The organism is Deltaproteobacteria bacterium, assembly GCA_029858205.1.
Classification (GTDB): Bacteria; Desulfobacterota; GWC2-55-46; order GWC2-55-46; family DRQE01; genus JAOUFM01.
Window position 1 is genome coordinate 213244 of record JAOUFM010000001.1, and the last position, 22702, is coordinate 235945.

The window sequence follows — 22702 nt, forward strand, 5'->3', positions numbered from 1 at the left end:
GCGAATGAAAAAAGCCCTCTCCATAGCAGGCTTCGACCCCACAGGCGGCGCAGGCGTTATGCGGGATTCTCTCGTGTTCGCGGCATTTGGCGTAACCCCGCTCTCGCTTATAACCGCGCTCACGGCGCAAGACGGCAAAATCTTTACAGCATTCGAGGCAACGGACGCTGCCCTTCTAAAAAAACAGGCAGATGCGCTTTTAAAAAAACATAAAATCGCTGCGCTTAAGACCGGCATGCTCGCAAACGAAGCTATTACAAAGACCGTCTGCGACGTAATAAAAAGATACAAGATAAAGAACGTTGTCGTTGACCCTGTGCTCGCATCGAGTTCGGGCTTCCCGCTTTACGGAAAAAAGCTTACAAACCTTAAGAAGCTCATTTCTATTGCAACACTTGTCACGCCCAATATACCTGAAGCTGAAAAGCTCACTGGCGTAAAGATAAAGACTACGGAAGACATAAAGGCAGCAGCGCTGCTCATAAAAAAACTCGGGGTAAAATACGTGCTAATAAAAGGCGGCCATCTTAAAGGCGACGCAATCGATACGCTCTTTGACGGAAGGAAGTTTTATTACTTTAAAGGCAAGAGAATCAAGGGCTCGATGCACGGCACGGGCTGCGCGTTATCAAGCGCAATTGCGGCGAACATAGCAAACGGCAAATCAATTGAATCAGCGATAAAAACGGCAAAGAAGTACGTTACAAAACTAATCAAGGAAGCCGCTCAAAAAAGCCAATAGCCCCTACTTTCCCCGCATCCAGCCGAGCTCTCTGCCGCTTACAAAGCCCTTTTTGCCGATTATGATATGGTCGTGGACGATTATGTCGACCGACTCTGCAGCGCTAAGGAGGTTTTTCGTCAGGTCTTTATCGCGCACCGAGGGCGTTGGGTCGCCGCTTGGGTGGTTGTGCACAAATATCACCGACCGGGCGTTGTGGCGAAATGCCCCTTCTATGGCCTTTCTCGGATAAACTACGGTCTGGTCTATTGTGCCTTCGTGCAGGGTCTCGACAGCCAGTATTTCGTTCTTTGAATTAAGGTAAACAGCCAGGAACTTCTCTACCCTCTCGCCCGATAACACGGAGTCGAGGTATTTGACGAGGTCGGCAGCGCTCCTTACTACATCTACCGACTTTGCGCGCTCGAGGAGATAAACGCCTATTGTATCCTTGATAAGCTTAAAAAGCACAGCGGCGTTCTCGCCCACCCCCTTGACGGCCTTAAGCTCGTCTATGGAGGCGTCGAAAACGCCGCGTATGCCCTTGAATGTGCGTATAAGCTCCTTTGAAGCAGGCTTTACGTCCCGCCTGGGTATTGCGTAGGTAAGAAGGAGCTCGATCAACTCATAGTCATGAAAGGCCTCTGCCCCGGCCTTTACAAACTTCTCCTTTAGCCGCTGCCTGTGCCCTGCTGCCGGGTGCTCCTCCTTCTTTCCTGAAACGCCGTTTCCCATTGGCTGTCTTTCTCAAAAAGTGCGCAGACTCTACGCCTTACTGCCCGGTCTTCTTGTTATAAGCCTCCAAAAACGGCCTTATAAGGTCTATGGGCAGCGGGAATATTGTCGTAGAGTTCTTCTCTGCCGCGATTTCGGTAAGGGTCTGTAAGTACCTAAGCTGCAGCGACATGGGGTTCTGGCTTAAAAGATTACTGGCCTCGAGAATCTTCTGCGCCGCATTGAACTCTCCGTCCGCGTGTATGAACTTCGCCCTCTTTTCTCTCTCTGCCTCTGCCTGCTTTGCCATTGCCCTCTTCATCTCTTCAGGAAGGTCTATTGCCTTGATTTCTACAAGCGCCACCTTCACGCCCCACGGATCTGTCTGGCGGTCGAGTATCTGCTGTATCTGCTGATTAAGCCTGTCTCTTTCGGAAAGCAACTCATCCAATTCAGCCTGTCCGCAGACGCTTCTAAGAGTAGTCTGCGCGAGCTGGCTTGTTGCATAGAGGTAGTTCTCAACGGATATAACGGCCCTGTCCGCGGCCATTACGCGAAAATAGATTACAGCGTTCACCCTTACAGAGACGTTATCTCTCGTGATGACCTCCTGAGGAGGCACGTCCATTGTTACGGTTCTAAGGCTCACCCTTACAAGCTTCTGAATGAGCGGGATGATGATTATGAGCCCCGGGCCCTTTACCTCCTGATACCGTCCAAGCCAGAACACCACGCCCCTCTCGTACTCCGGAAGGACCTTGAATATCGCTGAAAGAACAATTATACCGAATATTACAGCCAATACCGCCAGCACGATAAACTCACCCATAACAATTGCCTCCTCTTGCTTCGTTTTTTTATTTCAAACTAAACCTTCTCAACCTTCAACTCAAGGCCGTTTATGGAAACAACCCTGACCTTCGCTCCCTTTGGTATGGGATTTAAGCTTACGGCCTTCCAGTACTCGCCCGATACAAAGACGTTTTCCGAATTGCTATCTGCCTCTATATCGGCAATTGCCTCGCCAATCTGCCCGACCATGCCTTCATTGCCGCTAACAGGCCTTGTCTTATATATCTTGACCGCATAATACAGAAGCGCTATTATAACGCCGCTTACGACACCTACCGTCGGTATAACGACCCAGAGAGAGACACGGAGAAACTCGAGGTCAGAGGTAAAGAGCATCATAGAGCCTAGAAATAGCGACACCACCCCTGCAACCGACAAAAGCCCGTAACTCGTCACCTTGATCTCCGCAATAAAAAACACCACTGCCAAAACAATGAGCGCAAGCCCGGCGTAATTCACAGGAAGCGTCTGGAAAGAATAGAAGGCAAGAATAAGACATATCGCTCCGACTACTCCCGGAAGTATCGTGCCCGGGTTCGAGAGCTCGAAGTAAATGCCGACAAGCCCTATCATCATGAGAATGTAGGCGACATTCGGGTTGCTGATTGCATCCAGAAGCTTTGCCCGAAACCCCATCTCCACGTCCACCTTGGCGGCGTTCTTTGTCGTAAGCACGAGTTTCTTATTTACGGTCTCGACCTCACGGCCGTCTATCTTGGCGAGAAGCTCGTCCCTTGATGCAGCGATAAGGTCTATGACGTTTAACTTCAGGGCCTCCTCTGCCGTGATGTTTACGCTCTCCTTCACGGCCTTCTCGGCCCATTCAACATTTCTTTTTCTCTTTGCGGCTATTCCCTTGATATACGCAACCGCGTCGTTAACGACCTTTTTCTCCATGGTCTCATCCATCTTATCGCCGCCCATTGCCACCGGGTGCGCGGAGCCGAGGTTTGTTCCAGGAGTCATGGCGGCAACGTGCGAGGCGTAAGTAATGAATACGCCGGCACTTGCGGCCCTTGCCCCTGACGGAGAAACGTAGACAACAACCGGCACTTCGCTCGCCATGATATCCTTTATGATGTCGCGCATTGCAAGGTCGAGCCCTCCGGGCGTATCGAGTTCTATCACAACAGCCCCTGCCCCTGCATTCGCGGCCTTTTCTATGCCGCCCTTTATAAACTCTGCCATCACGGGGTTAACGATGCCCTCGACCTTCAGAAAATAAATGGGCTTTACGGCGTCTTCTTTCTTGGCAGCTTTGTCGGCCGCCGCCTTCTCAGCCTTGCCTGCCTTTTCCACCTTATCGGCATTCACAAACGGCAAAGCGACAAAGAGCAGGAACCCTACGGCAAATACTATGTATGCGAGTGTTTTTCTCATGACCTCAGAGTTTAGCAGAAATTAAGAGAACTTTCCATATAAACGCAGCCAACGGACTTAACGCTATTTTTTCTCTCTCGGTATTCCCAGGTAATCCATTGCTTTCTGCAAATCCTCCCATGCCTCGGCCTTTGAATTCTTGTTGGAAGCAAACTCCGAGGGATGGCGCGTTGCAAAGACCTTTACACCGTGGAATTCGAAGGGCTCGGCCCTTAATAGAGCTACCCCTTTATCCAACCCGCTTACTGCATTGGCAGCCTTGTCCCCGAATATGATAATCGCACGCGGCTTTAACGCCTTAGCCTCGCGCTTCAGGAATCCCATGCACTGATCTACCTCGTCCTTTGCAACATCCCTATCCTTTGGAAGCGGGCACCTAAGCACACTCTTAAAGATCACCTTTGTCTCGTCAAGGCGCATGGCCTCTATCATTTTTCTAAAAGTCGCAAGCTCTGCTCCATCGGTCACATGCCACTTTATGGCCCCTGCCTCAGTAGGTGCAAAGGTAACGAACCATACGGCTCCCTCTACGGACTTTCCTGCAAAGGGCTGGTAGAGACGCCTCCTTAATGCGCACGCGCTGCATGCCGCTATCTCGGCCCCGATGCCGGAGGAAGGCGCTGCCTTTGCCGCAGCCTTTGGGGCTTCGGACGCGGCCTTTGGCGCTTCTTTCACAGGCGCAGCCGCCTCTTTTGGAGCCGCGGCAAAGGGGATATGCGTAACCCCCTGCTCCCTTAGAAGCCTCAAGCGTCCGCGTATGCCCTCGCGTAAAGTCTCTATGTCGTCGTTTGTTTCTGTCACGTAAATTCTCCGCTCCATGCGTTTTACATATTCACCGGGCGCGCTGTTTATGATACAATTATATCAATACTCATGGCAACGGCAATAATAATCGTAACCATAATAGCTCTCGCGATGCTATTTCCGTCCGAGGCCCTTGCCTGGGGCCCGGCAACGCATCTTGAGCTTGGCACGTCCGTTCTAAGAAGCGCCGCGGAGCTGCCGCCCGGCGTCTACGCCCTCATACAGAACTACAGCCACGACTTTCTCTACGGCAACGTAAGCGCCGATATCGTAGTGGGAAAGAACTTTACCGAGGAACTAAAGCACTGCCACAACTGGCGGTTCGGCTTCAAGCTCCTTAAAAAGGCGAAGACCGACTCGCAGCGCTCTTTCGCATACGGCTACATAGCGCACCTCGCGGCAGATACGGTGGCGCACAATAACTTCATCCCCGAGATGCTAATCCGCACCTTCTCAACGCGTATCCACCGCCACGTGTACTGGGAGATGCGCTTCGACGCCCTTGTAAACAAAGCAGTGTGGAAGATACCTGCGGAGATGGAGAGGAAAATCCACACAGACAATGACGCTCTCCTTGCATCGACACTCGAGGGCACGCCGCTTTCCTTCGGCACCAATAAGACGATATTCTCGGGCATAATGAACCTGCACAGGATAAAACGCTGGCACGCGATGATAGGGCTCATGTCTAAGATTTCGGTCTGGGACCTTGACACGGATATGAAGGAGCGCTACTTTAACGCGGCATTCGAGCGCATAATGGACGTGCTAAATAACGGCGAGGACGCGGCATCGCTAAAACACGACCCAACGGGCAAGGCAAGCCTCAAGGCTGCCAAGACCGCACGAAGCAGGTTAAAGAGGCTTAAAAACGGCGGCAGAGATTGGGAGAAACACCTTCAAACGGCGATAAACGGAACGCGGATAAACACCCGGCAAAGATAAGACGCGCAGAACAATACGCAAATAAAATGCTGAATGCCAGCTTCGGCTCAGACATTACATAACCGCTTCATAAATATCCTTCCAGACATGTCTCTACGCAAAACATGCCGGAACACCTATCGAAATTGTTGACTTCTCCAGCAGTCTGGTATAAATTGTTAATGATTATTGTCACACATACACAACGAAGTTTTGATAAAATAGGGGAACAGACCTAACTACGACAGAGGAGAACCCTCCATGAGCCGCAAACTTATTACCCTTGCCATCATGCTAACAACAGTATGCATATTTTCCGGATGCGCGCCGCAAACAAAAGAAGAATTCATAAAAGCGGCAAAATCCCCTTCAGCCGTGATATACAAAGCCAAAGAACTGACCATCGACAGGCCGGCTAGCGCCGTCGTAGCCGACCTTAAAAATCACCTTGACGCGTGCTTCAAGAATGTGCGCGCTGTTCATGTATCCACCGATCCGCGCACTCGCGGCACCTCAGTTACGGACTATCACCTGAAGACCGAGACGGCAAAGGACGGAACCTTCAGCTTCTCGCTGCAGGAAGACCGTGCCGCTAACGCCGGTGCTGCGCCAGGCGGCTTTTTTTCCATAGTAGGCGAAATAAAAGCCGCCGACAAAAATAAAACAAATTTAAACCTATACAGCCTAAGGTTGCAAGGGGACAACGTAGAGTCCATCGAAAATGCGGCAAAAGGCAAGGGCTCAATCTGTCCAAAGCTATGAGAAAATGAAAACTTTTACGACAAAAACAGCCGGACAAACAACACTTCTCGCAATACTGCTAGCCCTGCTGACGGCCGGCTGCGGCGTGCCGTACAGCAAAGCCAACAGCCGCGACGAATTCATTGCCGAGATGAGCTCCGGCAAGTGGCACAAGCGCGCCGAAACCCTAACAATAGAACGTCCTTACAAAGAAGTACTGGCTGACGTAGCGACGTACTCAGATAACTGCCTTGACATAAAAATAGCCCTAGGAGACGGTATAGTCAAGGTACACAAGACTAGCATCGAGGCCGGCAATAATGCAGCAACCATTGTAATGCAAGTAAGTTGGCCAAAATCAAAAACAAAGACCCCGCCGGGCGGCCGATTCGTATTCATTGCAAAAATCCGTTCCACAGGCACCAAGACCACGGAGGCGACAATCTACTATGACCCGAGAATGAATTTTATAATAGACCCGACAAAAGAAACCATGAACGGCAAACAACCGGCCTCCTGCCCGATGTTCATGTAAGCAATTACCAATTACATGGCACGTAGCGGCGCCCGGGGCAGAGCCGCTGCTACTTGAAAAGCTTCCCGAAGAGCCCCTTCTTCGACTCCTCCATCTTACGCGATATGAACCTTATCTCGCTTTGGGCCTCGGTAAGGTTCGAATCGAACTTAAGGGCCTTCTGTTGGAGGCTAAGAGCACCTTCCAGGTCTCCATCGACACGCAGCATCACGCCCTGAAAATGCATGGCAACGGCCATCTTCGGGTTCATGGAAAGGGCCTTTAAAACGCTCTTTTTTGCCAGAGCCGCGTCAGCAGGCGTTCTCCCTGGCTTATTAAAAAGCGTCCAACCGAGATACGCATGGCTCTCGGCGTCGTCGGCGTAGTACTCAACGGCCTTCTTGAAGCAGTCGTATGCGGCCGCGTAGTTCTTGAACCTCAAAAGGCTCTGGCCCTTCTGGAACTCCCCTTCGGCCTTTAGCACAAGCTCGGCATCGATGTGCACGAGCCCGGAATCTAGCACCACCTCGTAGTCGGCCTTTTTATCCTTATCGGAGAGGATGCCGTAGGCCTCGACGATTAGCGGAAATATCTCTCTGGCAAGCTCTATGACGTTCTCGTCGGAATGGCGCGTGAAAAAGTCGGGATGATACATCTTTGCGAGCCTTCTATACGAACTCTTTATATCGTCTATCGTTGCCTTTCTGCCGACACCGAGTATATCGAAGTAGTTCTTGTTCTTTATGCTCGAGTGAAACTTCTTAAGCCTTTCCAAGTCGCTCGACTGCCCGGCAAGCCCGAGCGCTCCGGCAAGTAGAAATGCGTACCCGTAGGAAACCCCGTCAACGCCAAAGCCGGTTATAACGTCCTCGACCTTTTTCCCCGGGAGTATGAACGGCACGTTTGGAAGCCCGAGGCTCGCGAGCACGCCGTCGTAACGCTCGGTCTTCTCGAAGAACATGTCCTTAAAGCGGCCAAGCTCCTTTCTAACCTCTTCTTGATGTTTTCTAAGCCCGTCCAACACGAGCCTGCTAACCGACTCCTCTATGGAAGTAAACCTCTGCACATCGCCTTTATTGAAAACGAACTTCGCGCCGTTCCAGTCAAAGAGGTTAAGAATTCTCGTCTTGAGCTGGAATTTTAGCGCCTCGGCAAGCTCCTCCTCGCGAAGAAGTCCCATCCTCACGAGCACCTCGCCCTGAAGCTTTTTATCCTTTTTCATTACGTTGAGGGATTCGTTGCAGGCTTGCGCTGAAAGCTTGCCGCTCGCTACGAGCACGCGGCCAAGGCACTCGCCAACGGCATTGGAGCGCGAGCCAACCGGTATGCCGTTCTCGAAGTATATGCGCTTTTGTTCCTTGCCGTTCTCAACGTGCATGCTGCCCGTAAAGGACTGCCTGCAGACCTCGAGAAGGTAGTACGGGGTAACGTCCCTGTTTATTTCGGCTATGACAGGCTTACTCATTTCTCAATCCTTACCACCATAAAACACCCTATGCCGCACATAACGGTATACACCCGTCTAAACGCCAGCGACAAAGATAGCTGCCCTGGAAAACATTCCCAAAAATCGATTATACGGATAAGTAATATGATAGACTAAAATAGAACAATGTGTCAATGGCAGAATAAAAGAGCCGCACCACCTGTTTGACAGGGATGCGGCAAATTATACAACAAAAACATGCGGTTACAACAAAACCAGCAACCCCCTACCCCTTTATCCTTGCAACGCGGTCCAGTATCCTGTCCGCGATTTCGTACTTGTACATGCTTTCCAGCTCTTCGACCTTTCCGGAAACACTTATGATGGAAACCTGGTTGACCTCGCTATTTAACCCCTTGGGGCCGTTTGCAACAACAAGGTCCAGGTTCTTTTCGCGAAGTTTCTTTGTGGCGTTCTCTATCATATCGTCTGTTTCAAGGGCAAAACCAACGAGCACCTGCCCCTTTTTTCTGCTGCCGAGTTCCTTTAGAATGTCGGGCGTTCTCTCGAAGTCAAGCGTAAGAGCGGCTGCCTCCTTCTTCATCTTCTTTGAATGCGATACGGCAGGCTTAAAGTCCGACACAGCGGCTGCCATAATCACGACAGTTGATTGCGGGTAGTGGCTTATTACAGCGTCCTTCATCTGCTCGGTGCTCTCAACACCGACATAGTCTATGCCCTTTGGCTGCGACAGGTAAGAGGGCCCTGACACAAGCACCACCTCTGCGCCGCGCCTCTTTGCCGCCCTTGCGATTGCGTACCCCATCCTTCCGGAGGAAGCATTGGAGACAAAACGCACCGGGTCTATTGGCTCCCTTGTAGCACCTGCGGTTATGAGCACCTTTTCTCCTGCAAAGTCCTTTATGCTAAGCGCGTCCCTGACAGCCTCCATTATATCCTCTACTGACGACAGGCGACCCTTACCCTCCCAGCCGCAGGCAAGCTCGCCCTCGTCCGGGCCGACAAAGTAATAGCCGTGGCGCTTAAGCTTGGCTATGTTCTCCTGCACAATGGGGTTTGAGTACATCAAATGGTTCATGGACGGCGCAATGAGCTTCTTTGCAGCACAGGCAAGCGTTACGGTAGTTAGCATGTTGTCGCAAACACCTGCCGCGATCTTGCCGATAGTGTTGGCAGTGGCAGGAGCGACAATTAAAAGGTCTGCCTTTGAGGCTATGTCAACGTGGTCTATGGACGGGCCCTTTGCCCCGCCTTCCTCATCCTCGAACATCTCGGCAAGCACGGGGTTACAGGCAAGAGTAGAGAGGCTAAGCGGGGTGATGAACTCTCTTGCGCATTCGCTCATCACAGGGAACACGTTTGCCTCTTCCTTTCTTAGCGCCCTTGTAAGCTCAAGGGCTTTATACGCCGCAATGCCGCCAGTTACGCCAAGTATTATGTTTTTGCCCCTTATTATCATAAGTTACTCCCCTTGCACGAACGGATTGGAGCTTTTCTCATCGCCTATGGTCGAGTTCGGGCCGTGCCCCGGAAGAACGATTACGCTCTCCGGCAGTGTAAAAAGCCTACCTTTTATAGAGGTAACTATCTCCTCCATCGAGCCTCCGGGAAAATCGGTTCTTCCAATTCCTCCTGCAAAGAGCGTATCGCCCGTAAAAATAAGCCCGTCCTTTTCCGAATAATACGACACCCCGCCCTTCGTGTGCCCGGGCGTGTGGATTACTTTAAGCTCAAGAGAGCCTGCCTTTAAAACATCGCCGTTAGCGACCATCATCTCGGCCTTTGGCGCTTCTTTGACCTTGCAGCCGTACATGGCTGCCATGTCAACGGCTGATTCGAGAAGCGCGGTATCTGCCTTATGGAGCACGACCTTTGCATTGAGGCTTTTCGTAAGCTCGCTGTTCGCCCCCACGTGGTCGAAATGGCCGTGCGTGTTTAGAAGATACTTTATCTTCAAGCCTCTGGTCTTTACCTCTGCTTCGATTTCATCGGAATTGCCGCCCGGGTCTATGATAAACCCTTCGAGAGTAGCCTTATCCCACACGATGTAGCAGTTTACGTCAAGCGGGCCGACACTTAGCCCGGTAAGCGCGGCCACGTCGAACTCGTATGCGTTGTCTTCGGTCTCTTTCAAAATAGTCTCTTTCATAATAACCTCGGCAAAATAACCTCGGCAAAACAGCGCCGGCCTTTTCCCTGCGTAACAATCTCTGTGCGCGTAGATGATATTCAAATTAACCTAAAATGGTGGGGAAAACAAGTGTTTTCAAGGAAGGCATGCGCAATCTTTGGCCAAATACTGCGTCAAAGGCGTCCGTCCAAATACTCACATACCGTAAAAGTATGCTCCGTTTTGTCCGTCCGCCTTTTCCTTGTCTTTGGCTCAAACCTTGCGCTTGAATCAGCAGACGGTGGTTGACGGCAGTCATTGCGAGCCGCAACGCGGCGAAGCAATCTTATCCTTGCTGTCATCCCGAACTTGTTTCGGGATCTCGTTTTTATATACCGCGAGATGCTGAAATGAATTCAGCATGACAAGATTTTTCGTCATTCCCACAAAACTTACCGGTTTAACAGGCCGCAAGCAGCCCGGGGTTAGAGGAACATACCAGGCGATGCTACCTTACGAGCTCTTGCAAATTTACCATCTAAAAAATAAATTATAAGTCCCATGACGATTCCATAAACCCAGCCAAGCGACATAAAAGGATAAAATACTGTCACCGCGAAAAAACTACCAATACCCAGAGATAGTGAACTGGCAATTCTTTCCATACCATTCGAGTAATATAATATGGGCGACAAGAAATTAGACAGAAAGCCAGCTGCATATCCCAAACCAAAACCGAGCAAGACCAGATTGGCAAATCTCAATTTAACAATTTCTTTTTTTGCGCCATACCAGACCCAAAAGCACCAAAGAACCACCATATGAATTGCTTGATAATAAAAATAATCCGGACTTTTTCTAAAAGCTTTTATAACGCTATTTATCGGCAAAACGCTGGCAACAAGAAAAGTGCACAACAAACTTATCGAACACAGCAGGATAACTAGCATAATTCGCCTATACCTATACAGAAGTGACATTTACTTTATCCGTCCCCTGGTTTTACTTACCAAATCATTTGCTACTATACTGTCCGTAAAGTGAGCACTACCCATCACTTCTCAACCTGCCCCCATTCTACCACAAAGGCCGCAAAAATAAATCCCCAACCATAGGCCGCCAAGAAAGTCTTTACCCCATCATAAACCGTCAAGTTTGTAGGTTGGGTTAGCGAAGCGTAACCCAACCTACAAGGCTTACTCAACGTATCTTACGTGATACGCCTCCGTCGTCAAAACCGCCCCTTCCTCGTCTGACAGAAAACTTACCGGTTTGACATGCCGCAAGCGAACGGGGGATAAAAAAGGAATGGTGGGCGGTGCCCACCCTACCCGGCTCATACGCCCCCGGCAATACGTCCGCCCCTTATGCGGCCCGCTTAAGCCTTGCGTGACCTCATGGCCGGAGTTTTGAAAAGACAAAGCTTCGTGTCCCTCACCTTAATCCTCTCCCCCAATGCAATTGGGGAGAGGATATTTTTAACGGGAACAATTCGCCGTAGTCGTCAAAACCGCCCCTTCCTCGTCTGACAGAAAACTTACCGGTTTAACAGGCCGCAAGCGGACGGAGGCTAAAAAAATGGTGGGCGATGCCCACCTACCCGGCTCCGTACCTCAAATTAATCCGGACAACCTAAGGCGCCGTACCTGGTTCTGTCCTTATCCTCCTTTTGCAGCTCCGCATAAAAATCTTTCGCCCACCCAGCCGGCTTCGGGACCTTCTCGATATACAACGCCAAAAACTTTTTGGATTTTTCCATTGCGTCCTTCAATTGCGATTCCAGGGAGGCCTCGTCTTTTCCTTCAACATAAACATCAAGAAACTCAAACCCTTCGACACTCAAGCCCTTCGAAAGAGTATCCTTTCCATAGTACAAAAAGTTATGGAGCGAAAAATAAAACCCGCCGAGCAACCCGTAGACCTCGCCAGCAAACGGCCCTTCCGGGAACTCCTTTAGATAATTATAGGCCGCCGCCAGATACGCCGGATTTTCCACCCAGCAATTTCCGTCACTGTTTATTTCCGAAAAAAGCGTATACTTCCTGTACCTCGACTTCGGATTTATCTCATGGGCAAGCCTTAAAAACTTACCGTCATACTCGTATCTATCGCTGAAATAACCGATTTTAAGACCAAGCAATTTATCCTTATCCTCCCACAACACAGTATCAGCCTCGCCGCTGTAATTCATATTTCCATCGCCGGTCGTTACCGTCCTGGAGTCCCTTACTCTTATAAACTCGCGAAGCTTTCCATCGAGTTCCACGAGCCCTTTTATTCTGAACTCGCTTTTTTCAACCTTCTCGACCATGACATGTTTTTCATGCAACCCTTCCACTATTTTTCTAAGCTCAACATACTCTGACTTTTTCTTTAACTCTTGCCTATCTTGTTTATGCTTCTCGTCCAGTCTCCTATGTTTCTCGGATAATGCCTTTTCCTCAGCAGCCGCTACTGCCTTTTTCTCCTCTTCGGCCCTGACTCTCTCGCGCTCTTTTACCTCTGTAACATAATTATAACCGAGCGCTCCGACGAGAATTACCGCCAGCATGACCACTATAATTTTACCGACTTTCTTGCTCATAATATTTACAGGTCGTTACCCACTTAAACCGTCAAGTTTCGTGCCAGACGCGGCAGAGGCCGTTTTTTCGCGCAGGCGTATCCGTAGGATACGTCGAGCAAGGAAAAACGGCCTCAACAAAGTATGGCGCGAAAATCGACGGTTTACTACGTCTTCGCCTGCCATTCCTACGCTGGTTCAGGTTTGCAACCTGAACCACAAAATTTTGGTTCAAGTTATAAACTTGAACCAGCAAACGATGTCTGAGATTGCTTCGCCGCTTCGCGGCTCGCAATGACCGCCCACACCCCACCCTTCCATAGGCCGCCAAGTTTCGCGTCAGACGAGGAAACGGCGGTTTTGACGACGCAGGTGTATCCGTAGGATACATTGAGTAAGTCAAAACCGCCGCTGACGAAGTATCACGCGAAAGGTGGCGGACTCGTCAGGTCTTCGCCTGCCATTCTTTGATTTTGCGCGAGTATAAGGAGACCATCTCCCGTGCCTTATCCTCTGTCGAGGCCTCGGCCTCCACGTGGAAGTACGAGTTCGTCTGGCTCGGGTACGCGATTATCCAATCGTCTCCGAAGTCTATCCTGATGCCGTCGATAAGGGTAGTGGCCGCGCCCCTCGACTCCTCTGCAAGACGCCGCATGACAGTGCCCTTATGCTCCCACGGGCACGGCACCTTTTCCTTCACCATCTTGCTTGGCGGTATTTCGCGAAGAAGCGAATGGAACTTTCTGCCGTACTTGGCAAGCATCTCGAGTATTTTTGCCACGGCGAACATGCCGTCGAACCCGGGCTGGAAGGACGGGAATATAAAGCCTCCGGTCGTTTCACCGACGAACTTGACGTTATCCTTTGTCGCGGCCTCCATGATGCCTCTTGGAGTGGTCTTGGTCTTTATTACATCCACGCCGTAAGAAGCGGCCATCTGCTCAACTGCCCTCGAGGCCGTAACCGGCACTGCGAAGGACGAGCCCTTTATGCCCTGCGAGGTCTTCAGGCTAAGAAGCGTTATAACGCTTAGCGCGGTCTCGCCGTCTATGATCTCCCCTGTGTCGTCTACGAGGAATATCTTTTCCCCGCCTGCGTCGAGAAGGACTCCGATATCGGCCTTCAAAGAGCGCACTATGGTAGAGAGCTGAATAAGGGCGCGGTTAAACTCATCTGCGTTCCTTGTGGTCTTATCGGCGTCCAGGTTGGCGCTAAGCGCAACGACATCGCACTTAAGCTTTCCGAGTATGGACGGAAATATGCGCGAAGAGCTTCCGTACGAATAATCGAGCACGACCTTGAAGTTCGCCTTCTCTATCGCGGCCCTGTCTATGGCAGAGAGAAAGCCGTTCAAATACGTTTCGTACCCGTGCACGGGAAATACCATCTCTCCGGTGTCGTCGATTGAAACTCTTCTAAAGTCTTCTCTGAAAAACAGCCTTTCAATGGACTTCTCGGAGTTCGGGTGCAGGTCAAGGCCCGAGGAGTCGAAGAACTTTAAATCTATGAGCTTTGTATCGAACGGAGAGCGCCGTGTGTGTATGCCGCCGACCTCGTTACCGGTTCTCGCAAGGTATCTGACAACCGATATGGGAGTAACGCCGTAGTCATGGACATTCACGCCGGTTGAGAGAAGCCCTGTCATGATGGCCCTGTTTATCATGCGCGATGTCTTATGCGAGTCTCTGCTTGTTGAAACGAAAGACCCTTTACCAAGGCTTGCGCCGTAGGCCGCTCCAAGTTTTGCCGCGAACTCGGGGCTTAGCTCCACGTTTGCGAGCCCTGTTACGCCGTACATGGAGAAGATGTTTCTCCCCCACTTCTGCCCCCAGATAAGGCTAGAAGCAAGGGTTGCGCCGTCCTCGACCTCCTTATGCGGCCATACTTTTACGTTTGCCTTTACCGAGCTTCCCCTGCCCACGCGGCATGAGTCGCTAACGATTGCGCCTTCGCCAAGGTGCGCGCCCTCGCAAAGCACGGTGTTTGCGCCGACGACGTTTTCCTGAAGCTTCGCGCTCCTGCCAACACGTACGCCGTGCCAGAGTACGGAATTCATTATTTCCGCGCCGTCCTCTATGACACAGTTATCGCCGATTACGCTGTTGGTGATGCCAGCACCGCCGCGCACAGAGCAATTTTTACCGATGATAACAGTGCCCTCGGCCTTTAGCGATATATCGACCTTGGAAGACTCTCCGACCCAGAGCCCTTTTCTTCCGGTTTCCTTGCCGTCTATGTTGACCTTCACAGCGCCGTTTAGAATATCCATGTTGGCAAGGAGGTACTCATCGAGGCTGCCAACGTCCTTCCAGTAGCCCTCTGCTATGTAGCCGTAAATGGCCTTTTTGTCACGAAGTAGCGCGGGAAAGAGGTCTTTACTGAAATCGAACTCAGAGCCCTCGGGGATATAGTCGTAGACCTCTTTTTCGAGTATGTAGATGCCGGTGTTGATGGTATCGCTAAACACCTCGCCCCATGACGGCTTCTCGAGGAATCTCTCGATTCTGCCGTCGTCTCCGGTTATGACTATGCCGAAGGAGAGCGGGTCTTTTACGCGCGTAAGAACGATTGTTGCTGCGGCCTTGTTTTTCCTGTGGAACTCGATTGCCTTTGTCAGGTCTATGTCGGTCAGCACGTCGCCGCTTATGACGAGTGTGGTTCCGGCGTCCTTACTCCTCATTGCATTGGCAACACTTCCGGCAGTGCCAAAGTCCGCTGCGGCAGAGACGTAGTCGATTTTAACGCCCATGTGCGAGCCGTCTTTTAAGTGGTCTACTATTGCCTCCGGCTGGAAGTAAAGAAGGGCGGTAAGGTCCTTGATGCCGTGGCCTTTTAGCAACTCGACGATATGGTCTATCATCGGCCTGCCGGCCATCGGAACCATTGGTTTTGGAAGATTGTTGGTAAGGGGCCTAAGCCTCGTGCCAAAACCGCCTGCCATGATAACGCACCTCATGCGTTAACCCTCCCCTGTATTTAGTTTTTTCAGCTGAAATACGAAAAGGCGCGAAACAAAGCAACTCCTTATAATTTAACACAAAATACGCAGTAGTCAAGCCGTGGCAGCGCAAAAACGCGTAAAAATCGCGCAATTTAAAACCTGCTTACCCGAATTTACTTGACTTTTTTACTCAAATAAATATACTACTGCCATATAAAGCTGGTATCTTCGATACTATAGCGCATGGAAAAGCAGACAATAATTGCCGTAGCAGTGTTCCTCGTTGTCTACGGCCTACTTATCTGGGATAAGATAGAGCGCGCCATAGTATCGCTTCTTGGCGCATCCATCATCATCCTGCTAGGCGTCCTTGACCAGGACACCGCCGTAGCGGGCGTGGACTTCAACACCATAGGCCTTCTCATCGGCATGATGATAACGGTGAACATCTGCCAGAAGACCGGCATGTTCCAGTATCTCGCCATCCGCAGCGCCAAGCTCGCAAAGGGCAAGCCCTGGCGCATACTCGTTTACCTCACTATACTAACGGCCCTTCTCTCGGCACTACTCGACAACGTGACAACGGTGCTCCTTATAGCGCCGATAACGCTCCTCATAGCCGACGAACTAAGGCTTACGCCCTACCCGTTTCTCTTTGCCGAAATAACAGCATCGAATATCGGCGGCACGGCGACTCTCATAGGAGACCCGCCAAACATCATGATAGGAAGCGCTGCAAAGCTCTCGTTCATGGATTTTGTAGTAAACGTCGCGCCTGCGGTTCCGTTCGTGCTTATATGCTACATAGGTGTGTTGTGGCTGGTGTTTGGCAAGAAAATGAAAGTCGACGAGGCGCACAGACAGCGTATCCTCGCCTTCAGGGAAGAAGACGCAATCAAGGACGGCCGTAGCCTGAAAATCTGCATCGGCGTGCTGATAGCGGTCGTCGCCGGGTTCGTGCTGCACTCAACGCTGCATCTTGAGGCAGCTACAATCGCAATAGCAGGAGCAACTATTTTGCTGCTCCTTACAAGAGAAAGCTTCCACGACATGTCGCTGAAGGTCGAATGGACAAGCATATTCTTCTTTGTCGGGCTCTTTATCCTTGTGCACGGTCTTGTGGAAACAGGCGTCATCAAATACTTCGCCCAAAAAATGCTTACCGCCACGGGAGGCGATTTATCCGTTACCGCGTACTCCATAATCTGGGGCTCTGCAGTACTTAGCGCCTTTGTAGACAACATACCGTTCGTTGCTACTATGATACCTCTATTAAACGACCTTGCCACTCACATGGGTGGGGCCGAGGCCATAAAGCCACTATGGTGGGCGTTATCTCTCGGCGCATGTCTTGGCGGCAACGGCACCATAATCGGCGCGAGCGCGAACGTCATAGTGGCGGGGATATCGGCAAAGAGCGGCCATCCGATAGGATTTGTAAAGTTCATGCTCCTTGCCTTCCCTCTCATGCTCGCATCCGTTGCCATAGGCAACCTTTACATATATCTTAGATTTTTCCTATAGGCGGCCGATTTCGCTTTTCGAGCGCGGCGTTTTTTGTTAAACTATCAAGCACGAGGTAAAACATGAAGGCATCGGAACTGATGACAACGACCGTAGTGACAGTAACAGCCGACAATACCGTCGGCGACGCCGTGCATCTTTTGGCCGAGCACAGGGTGCGCCAAATCCCAATCGTAGACGCAGAAAAAAAGGTATTCGGGCTAATAACCTCGCGTATCCTCATGCGCGCCATACTGCCGCGCTACATAACAAAGGGCTATCTAAAGGACGTCATGTTCGCCCCTGAGCTCGAGCAGTTCACGGACGGCCTGAACGCGATAAAGGACAAGAAGATATCCGACTTCATAAAAGAAGACCCTAAGCTCGTAAAGACCGGCTACGCATGCGTAGGGCCAGATACCACGGCAATGGAAATAGCCGCACTCTTCGTGAACTCCGACATTCCGGTCGACAGGATAATGGTCGTTGACGAGGGCAAAAAGCTCCTCGGCCTTATCTCACCGGTAGATCTATTCCGTAAGAAGCAAGCGTGACACTCTAAGCCTGGCGGACAGGGGCCGTACGCCGCGCTGACGCGCACGGCATCCCCAAACCGCATTGCATATAAATGGACAAACACACCGTCATAGCGCTTGCCATTTTCGCGGCAGCATACGCCCTTCTTATCTGGGATAAGATAGACAGGGCCGTGGTGGCGCTCCTTGGCGCCATGATACTCTTAACACTTGGCGTAATGAACCAGGAGGCCGCGCTCCACGGCATAGACTTTAACACCCTCGGGCTTCTAATCGGCATGATGGTGATTGTCGGCATCACGCAGAAAACCGGCGTGTTCCAGTACCTGGCAATCAAATGCGCAAAGCTTGCAAAGGGCGAGCCGTGGCGAATTCTTGTTTACCTCTCTATATTAACGGCGATTCTCTCTGCTATACTCGATAACGTAACAACGGTGCTCCTCATAGCGCCGATAATGCTCCTCATCACCGATGAATTGAAAATTTCGCCTTACCCGTTCCTTTTCTCCCTTATAACGGCCTCGAACATCGGCGGCGCTGCGACCCTTATCGGAGACCCGCCAAACATCATGATAGGCAGCGCCGTGGGGCTGACCTTTATGGACTTTCTTATCTACGTTGCGCCGCTGATGCCGTTTATAATGATTGCGACATTCGCCGTGCTCTACGTCATATTCGGCAGGAAGATGCGGGTCGACAACGCTTTAAAGCAAAAGATAATGAGCTTTCGCGAAATAGAGGCCATAAAGAACCCGAAGCTCCTTAAAAAAAGCCTCTTTGTCCTCGGCCTTACCGTAACCGGCTTCATACTGCACGGTGTGCTGCACCTGGAGGCCGCAACAATCGCGCTCTTTGGAGCTTCACTTCTCATGCTCATAACAAACGCCGATTTCCATAAGACAATGGAAACGGTCGAGTGGCCAACCATTTTCTTCTTTGCCGGGCTTTTCGTGATAGTCCACGGCCTTGTTGAAACAGGCGTAATCGGGCTTCTCGCAAATAAGCTCATCGCCGCAACGCAGGGAGATGCGCGCACAACGGCCTTCTACGTGCTCTGGGGCTCTGCAGTGCTTAGCGCAATAGTCGACAACATCCCCTACGTGGCAACGATGATACCTCTGATAGAGCAGATGACGCCGTATTACGCGGGCGGCGAGACAGCGGTAAGGCCCATCTGGTGGGCGCTCTCGATAGGCGCATGCATTGGCGGCAACGGCTCGATAATCGGCGCCTCTGCAAACGTCATAGTGGCAGGGTTTGCCGCAAGAAGCGGCCACCCCATAGGGTTTGTCAAATTCATGGCCCTTGCCTTCCCTCTGATGCTTTTTGGCATACTGATAAGCCACGCATACATTTATCTTTTCCTTCTTTAACATTAACCACAAAAACATTTGCTTCACGCCGTATTTCGTGTATAATGTAATACATACACACCTCGCGGCAGCGGCAAACTAAAATGACGGCAGCGCATTTAATGGCAGTCAGGCCCGTTACCATAGGGCCCGGGACAACGCTTGACGAGGCAGCCAGAACTCTAACAAAAGACAACCTGGAGCAAGTTCCGGTAACGGATGCCGACGGCAAGGTGCTCGGGCTTTTGACGATCGATGCCATTATAATGGCGTCGATAAAGAGCGTAGCCAAGGGCAGTTCGGCGGATTTCTGCAGCTGTTTCGACACACTCTGCGGCATGACCGCAGCCGATTTTGCAGCACGGCAGCAAGAGAATACGCCTTCTGACTTTTCATGCATAGGCCCTGAGGCGTCCCTTGCCGAAGTGGCAAGGCTTTTACTTAACGGCAAAAACCGGGTGCTTCTGGTAACGGACAACGCAACACGGCTTCTTGGCGTTATATCGGCAACGGATGTCGTTAGGCGCTTAAACACCGGGAAGTAATAAGCAGCATACACATGCCACGGACCCTGCTTATGCAGCGTAACAGGGCTTGTGAAACATCTCGAAAAGACAGACGACAAACAAGCGGTACCGAAAAAAGCCAGGACAACCGGCCAAGGGCACAGGCATATCCGTACCCTCGCGCCAAAGGGTTTTGCAGGCACAATCGGCCGCACACTTATACGGAGAAAGGGGAATACTACATGGGCGTGAAATTCGGTGATGTGATGGGAAGGATGAAGCTGTCGTCCGGGCTCAAGAACGACTCGAAGGTGGCAAGGGCGCTCGGCATAACGCCGCAGGCAATATCGAACTACCGTAAGCGCGGCAACATACCGGCGGACGTGCTTCTAAAGTTCTCGGAAGCCTTCGGGGTATCGGTTGACTGGCTCGTAAACGGGGACGGCGAGATATTCAAAAAAGGCGTTACTCCCCTGGCTATCGACAAGGCAGCGCTTAGAGAGGCTGTTATGGAGTACGGCGACATAACGTCCTTTGCCGACCTCTCGAGGCTCGACCCGGACGAGCTCGTGACCATGGGAAAGCTTCTAAAGATACTTCGTGACGGAGAAGAGAACTCGGTTGCGGCGCTAAAAAACCTGCTCGACTCCTTCGCAAGGACAACTAAGAACAGCCAGAGCAGAAAAGCAGCGCACGCCTGAGCGCCAAACGGTTACAAACCATTTCATTTACGCTGCGGCTGTTGTAAAATAGAACAATGGAACTTACCGCTAAAAACAACGCCGCGGCCCTGATGGGCATATACGTCCACGTCCCTTACTGCGTAAAAAAATGCCTGTACTGCGACTTCAACTCAAAAGCCGTCAAAACATTTGACAGTGAAATTTATGCCCGGGCAATAAAGCTGGAGATGGAGACGAAAACAGCGGCATGTTCGCCGGAAACGAGACTTAACACCCTCTACATCGGCGGCGGCACGCCCTCGGTACTCTCGCCAAAGGCAATCGAAACGATAATAAACACGGCAAGAACCACCCTCTCCCCGGTAAGCGGCAACATCGAGATAACGCTCGAAGCAAACCCCGATACCATAGACAGAGAAAAACTTGCCTCTTACAAAGAGGCCGGGGTAAACAGGATAAGCCTTGGCATACAGTCGCTAAACGACTTTGAGCTCAAAACCCTTGGCAGGCCGCACGACGTAACAGCCGCCCTTATGGCATTTGACGCGGCAAGAGCCGCGGGGTTCGATAATATCTCGATAGACCTGATGTTCGCCCTGCCAGGCCAGGACATGAAGACCTGGGAAGAGACACTTAAAAAGGCCATGGGCCTTGCCCCTGAGCATGTCTCCATATACGGGCTTACGATCGAAGACAACACGCCCTTTGGCATGTCCCGTAAGGATATAGAAGTAACCATGCCCATGGAGGATGAGCAGATCCTCATGTACAAGGGCGCGGTTCAGATGCTAACGGACTTTGGGCTCCGGCACTACGAAATATCTAACCTCGCAAAGCCCGGCATGGAGAGCAGGCATAATTCCGGGTACTGGAACTCTACACCCTATATCGGGCTTGGCCCGGGGGCGCATTCATACTACGCGCCAACGAACGGTCAAGAAGGCTTTGGAAAACGCCTCTGGAACGAGCAGGATACCGATAAATACCTCCGTAGCGCCCTGGACGGACGCTCAACCGTTGCCGGAGAGGAAGCGCTCTCAAAGGAACAGGCGATTACAGAGGCCGTGCTCACGGGGCTAAGAGTAATAAACGGCATCGACTCAGCCGCCTTTGAGCGGCGTTTCGGGGTAGAACTTTCAGAGTACCTGGACTTAAAAACGCTTACAGAGGCAGGGCTCATACGGACAAAGGGACAAGCCGTAGCGCTCTCTATAGAAGGGATACTGCTCTCAAACGAGATATTCGCCTCCATCGGGCCCGTAACCTCTTGAAAAAACGTAGGATTTAACCGCTTGACATTACCTGCCGCGGTTGTTATCTTTAACTATTGAGCATAACCGCCATGGACAATAACGTAAAAACCTTTTTCGATAAAAAAGCCGGCCACGGCCTTCCCGCGAGGTCGGCCGAGATACTTCGCGCCATTGTAAGCGAGTACATAGAGACCGTTACCCCGGTCGGCTCAAGGACCGTTGCAGTAAGAAGCGGGCTCGAGCTCAGCCCGGCAAGCATCAGGGCCATCATGGCAGAGCTAGAGGAAGGCGGCTACTTATCGAGCAGAAATAAAAGCGCCGGCAGAATCCCGACTGAAAAAGGGTTTCGGCTCTACGTGGACATGCTAAAGCAGCCCGGAGAGCCAAGCAGCAGCCAAAAAGAACTTATCTGCAGCGCGGTGCTGGGCTCGCGTACGGCAGCCGACACGGCAGGGCGCATGGCAACGCGCGCCCTCTCAGGGCTTACCGGGTGCGCGGCAGTAATACTATCTGGCGGGCTTACGACCGACGCCATAAAGAACATCAAACTTGTCAAGGTCGACGACTCCTCGCTCGTCGTGATGATAGTGACCACGGCGGGGTTCGTGCACTCCAGGCTCGTAAAGATGGATATAAGGCGCCTTAACATGGAGAAGATGTCGAACTACCTTAACTCCATAGCCGGAGGGTTGACGCTCGACGCACTAAAGCGCCGCGTCATGGAGGAGATGAAGACCGAAAAGGCCCTCTACGACGAACTCATGCTCGGCGCGCTAAAGGCCGGAGAGGCCGCGCTAAACGGCATGGACACGCCTCCAAGGGACCTCGTAATAGAGGGCGCATCGAACATAATCGACCAGCCGGAGTTCAAGGAGAACGCCGAGAGCATGCGGCGCATATTCGCGGCCTTCGAGGAAAAAAGCGTAATACTGAAAATCCTCGATAAAAGTGCCGGCCAGCACGGCACCTGCATATTCATAGGCTCGGAATGCGAGGCAGAGGGATTTGGCGGCTTTAGCCTCATTGCCGCGCCCTACGAATCGCATATCTTTGGCGGGGCCATAGGCGTTATAGGCCCTGTGCGCATGGACTATTCAAGCATAATACCGCTTGTCGGGTATACCGCAGAAATACTTGGCAAGGCGGTCTAAATAAAAG

Annotated in this window: 21 protein-coding genes; 11 read left to right on the forward strand and 10 right to left on the reverse strand. The window is 51.5% G+C overall.

All coding sequences use genetic code 11. The annotated features are described in order from the left end of the window. Positions 1 to 4 precede the first annotated feature (4 nt). Positions 5 to 742 (forward strand): bifunctional hydroxymethylpyrimidine kinase/phosphomethylpyrimidine kinase, encoded by a 738-nt coding sequence (thiD, locus tag OEV59_01095; GenBank protein MDH4226339.1) that lies wholly within the window; start codon positions 5 to 7, stop codon positions 740 to 742. 3 nt (positions 743 to 745) lie between these two features. On the opposite strand, the gene radC is transcribed toward thiD, so the two are convergent. The 4 genes from radC to OEV59_01115 form a co-directional block, all read right to left on the reverse strand. Next, positions 746 to 1456 (reverse strand): DNA repair protein RadC, encoded by a 711-nt coding sequence (gene radC, locus OEV59_01100; protein MDH4226340.1) that lies wholly within the window; start codon positions 1454 to 1456, stop codon positions 746 to 748. A gap of 37 nt (positions 1457 to 1493) precedes the next feature. Beyond that, positions 1494 to 2264 carry a slipin family protein gene (locus OEV59_01105; GenBank protein ID MDH4226341.1) on the reverse strand — a complete coding sequence of 257 codons (771 nt, stop codon included), beginning with the start codon at positions 2262 to 2264 and terminating at the stop codon, positions 1494 to 1496. A 38-nt stretch (positions 2265 to 2302) separates the two neighbouring features. Then, complete coding sequence (locus tag OEV59_01110) at positions 2303 to 3667, reverse strand: nodulation protein NfeD (protein ID MDH4226342.1); 1365 nt, start codon at positions 3665 to 3667, stop codon at positions 2303 to 2305. Between the two features lie 63 nt (positions 3668 to 3730). Next, complete coding sequence (locus OEV59_01115; protein MDH4226343.1) at positions 3731 to 4468, reverse strand: hypothetical protein; 738 nt, start codon at positions 4466 to 4468, stop codon at positions 3731 to 3733. 72 nt (positions 4469 to 4540) lie between these two features. On the opposite strand from OEV59_01115, the gene OEV59_01120 reads away from it, so the two are divergent. The 3 genes from OEV59_01120 to OEV59_01130 all read left to right on the forward strand — a co-directional run bounded on the left by OEV59_01120 (position 4541) and on the right by OEV59_01130 (position 6671). Beyond that, positions 4541 to 5416 (forward strand): zinc dependent phospholipase C family protein, encoded by an 876-nt coding sequence (locus OEV59_01120; protein ID MDH4226344.1) that lies wholly within the window; start codon positions 4541 to 4543, stop codon positions 5414 to 5416. Between the two features lie 240 nt (positions 5417 to 5656). Continuing rightward, positions 5657 to 6157, forward strand: coding sequence for a hypothetical protein (locus OEV59_01125; protein MDH4226345.1), 501 nt, complete (start codon positions 5657 to 5659; stop codon positions 6155 to 6157). A gap of 4 nt (positions 6158 to 6161) precedes the next feature. Next, the gene (locus OEV59_01130) at positions 6162 to 6671 is read left to right on the forward strand and encodes a hypothetical protein (GenBank protein ID MDH4226346.1); all 510 of its coding nucleotides are present in this window, start codon (positions 6162 to 6164) and stop codon (positions 6669 to 6671) included. Positions 6672 to 6720: 49 nt separating this feature from the next. On the opposite strand, the gene OEV59_01135 is transcribed toward OEV59_01130, so the two are convergent. From OEV59_01135 to OEV59_01160, 6 genes are all read right to left on the reverse strand, one after another. Then, complete coding sequence (locus OEV59_01135) at positions 6721 to 8115, reverse strand: DnaJ domain-containing protein (protein ID MDH4226347.1); 1395 nt, start codon at positions 8113 to 8115, stop codon at positions 6721 to 6723. Between the two features lie 247 nt (positions 8116 to 8362). Further along, positions 8363 to 9553, reverse strand: a complete 1191-nt coding sequence (gene coaBC, locus OEV59_01140) for a bifunctional phosphopantothenoylcysteine decarboxylase/phosphopantothenate--cysteine ligase CoaBC (protein ID MDH4226348.1) — start codon at positions 9551 to 9553, stop codon at positions 8363 to 8365. A 6-nt stretch (positions 9554 to 9559) separates the two neighbouring features. Continuing rightward, on the reverse strand, positions 9560 to 10246 hold the full coding sequence (locus OEV59_01145; protein MDH4226349.1) for an MBL fold metallo-hydrolase: 687 nt from the start codon (positions 10244 to 10246) through the stop codon (positions 9560 to 9562). A gap of 446 nt (positions 10247 to 10692) precedes the next feature. After that, the gene (locus tag OEV59_01150) at positions 10693 to 11157 is read right to left on the reverse strand and encodes a hypothetical protein (protein MDH4226350.1); all 465 of its coding nucleotides are present in this window, start codon (positions 11155 to 11157) and stop codon (positions 10693 to 10695) included. 668 nt (positions 11158 to 11825) lie between these two features. Continuing rightward, entirely contained in the window at positions 11826 to 12791 is a 966-nt protein-coding gene (locus OEV59_01155) for a hypothetical protein (GenBank protein MDH4226351.1), read from the reverse strand. A gap of 424 nt (positions 12792 to 13215) precedes the next feature. After that, positions 13216 to 15726, reverse strand: coding sequence for a mannose-1-phosphate guanyltransferase (locus OEV59_01160; GenBank protein ID MDH4226352.1), 2511 nt, complete (start codon positions 15724 to 15726; stop codon positions 13216 to 13218). A 228-nt stretch (positions 15727 to 15954) separates the two neighbouring features. On the opposite strand from OEV59_01160, the gene OEV59_01165 reads away from it, so the two are divergent. The 7 genes from OEV59_01165 (at position 15955) to hrcA (ending at position 22695) form a co-directional block, all read left to right on the forward strand. Continuing rightward, positions 15955 to 17235, forward strand: a complete 1281-nt coding sequence (locus tag OEV59_01165) for an ArsB/NhaD family transporter (GenBank protein ID MDH4226353.1) — start codon at positions 15955 to 15957, stop codon at positions 17233 to 17235. Between the two features lie 62 nt (positions 17236 to 17297). Then, positions 17298 to 17768: a CBS domain-containing protein gene (locus OEV59_01170; GenBank protein MDH4226354.1), complete on the forward strand. Its 471-nt coding sequence runs from the start codon at positions 17298 to 17300 to the stop codon at positions 17766 to 17768. Positions 17769 to 17842: 74 nt separating this feature from the next. Beyond that, entirely contained in the window at positions 17843 to 19123 is a 1281-nt protein-coding gene (locus OEV59_01175; GenBank protein ID MDH4226355.1) for an ArsB/NhaD family transporter, read from the forward strand. 101 nt (positions 19124 to 19224) lie between these two features. After that, complete coding sequence (locus OEV59_01180; GenBank protein MDH4226356.1) at positions 19225 to 19647, forward strand: CBS domain-containing protein; 423 nt, start codon at positions 19225 to 19227, stop codon at positions 19645 to 19647. Positions 19648 to 19850: 203 nt separating this feature from the next. Next, positions 19851 to 20309 carry a helix-turn-helix domain containing protein gene (locus OEV59_01185; GenBank protein ID MDH4226357.1) on the forward strand — a complete coding sequence of 153 codons (459 nt, stop codon included), beginning with the start codon at positions 19851 to 19853 and terminating at the stop codon, positions 20307 to 20309. Positions 20310 to 20365: 56 nt separating this feature from the next. Then, positions 20366 to 21562, forward strand: coding sequence for a radical SAM family heme chaperone HemW (hemW, locus tag OEV59_01190; GenBank protein MDH4226358.1), 1197 nt, complete (start codon positions 20366 to 20368; stop codon positions 21560 to 21562). A gap of 71 nt (positions 21563 to 21633) precedes the next feature. Next, on the forward strand, positions 21634 to 22695 hold the full coding sequence (hrcA, locus tag OEV59_01195) for a heat-inducible transcriptional repressor HrcA (GenBank protein MDH4226359.1): 1062 nt from the start codon (positions 21634 to 21636) through the stop codon (positions 22693 to 22695). Positions 22696 to 22702 lie beyond the last annotated feature (7 nt).

Coding starts and splice junctions, on each gene's coding strand:
- OEV59_01155 (MDH4226351.1), bottom strand. CDS start 12,791: ATGAGCAAGAAAGTCGGTAAAATTATAGTGGTCATGCTGGCGGTAATT.
- OEV59_01120 (MDH4226344.1), top strand. CDS start 4,541: ATGGCAACGGCAATAATAATCGTAACCATAATAGCTCTCGCGATGCTA.
- OEV59_01145 (MDH4226349.1), bottom strand. CDS start 10,246: ATGAAAGAGACTATTTTGAAAGAGACCGAAGACAACGCATACGAGTTC.
- OEV59_01150 (MDH4226350.1), bottom strand. CDS start 11,157: ATGCTAGTTATCCTGCTGTGTTCGATAAGTTTGTTGTGCACTTTTCTT.
- OEV59_01125 (MDH4226345.1), top strand. CDS start 5,657: ATGAGCCGCAAACTTATTACCCTTGCCATCATGCTAACAACAGTATGC.
- hrcA (MDH4226359.1), top strand. CDS start 21,634: ATGGACAATAACGTAAAAACCTTTTTCGATAAAAAAGCCGGCCACGGC.
- OEV59_01175 (MDH4226355.1), top strand. CDS start 17,843: ATGGACAAACACACCGTCATAGCGCTTGCCATTTTCGCGGCAGCATAC.
- OEV59_01105 (MDH4226341.1), bottom strand. CDS start 2,264: ATGGGTGAGTTTATCGTGCTGGCGGTATTGGCTGTAATATTCGGTATA.
- OEV59_01135 (MDH4226347.1), bottom strand. CDS start 8,115: ATGAGTAAGCCTGTCATAGCCGAAATAAACAGGGACGTTACCCCGTAC.
- OEV59_01185 (MDH4226357.1), top strand. CDS start 19,851: ATGGGCGTGAAATTCGGTGATGTGATGGGAAGGATGAAGCTGTCGTCC.
- OEV59_01130 (MDH4226346.1), top strand. CDS start 6,162: ATGAAAACTTTTACGACAAAAACAGCCGGACAAACAACACTTCTCGCA.
- OEV59_01110 (MDH4226342.1), bottom strand. CDS start 3,667: ATGAGAAAAACACTCGCATACATAGTATTTGCCGTAGGGTTCCTGCTC.
- OEV59_01165 (MDH4226353.1), top strand. CDS start 15,955: ATGGAAAAGCAGACAATAATTGCCGTAGCAGTGTTCCTCGTTGTCTAC.
- OEV59_01180 (MDH4226356.1), top strand. CDS start 19,225: ATGGCAGTCAGGCCCGTTACCATAGGGCCCGGGACAACGCTTGACGAG.
- OEV59_01160 (MDH4226352.1), bottom strand. CDS start 15,726: ATGAGGTGCGTTATCATGGCAGGCGGTTTTGGCACGAGGCTTAGGCCC.
- hemW (MDH4226358.1), top strand. CDS start 20,366: ATGGAACTTACCGCTAAAAACAACGCCGCGGCCCTGATGGGCATATAC.
- thiD (MDH4226339.1), top strand. CDS start 5: ATGAAAAAAGCCCTCTCCATAGCAGGCTTCGACCCCACAGGCGGCGCA.
- radC (MDH4226340.1), bottom strand. CDS start 1,456: ATGGGAAACGGCGTTTCAGGAAAGAAGGAGGAGCACCCGGCAGCAGGG.
- OEV59_01170 (MDH4226354.1), top strand. CDS start 17,298: ATGAAGGCATCGGAACTGATGACAACGACCGTAGTGACAGTAACAGCC.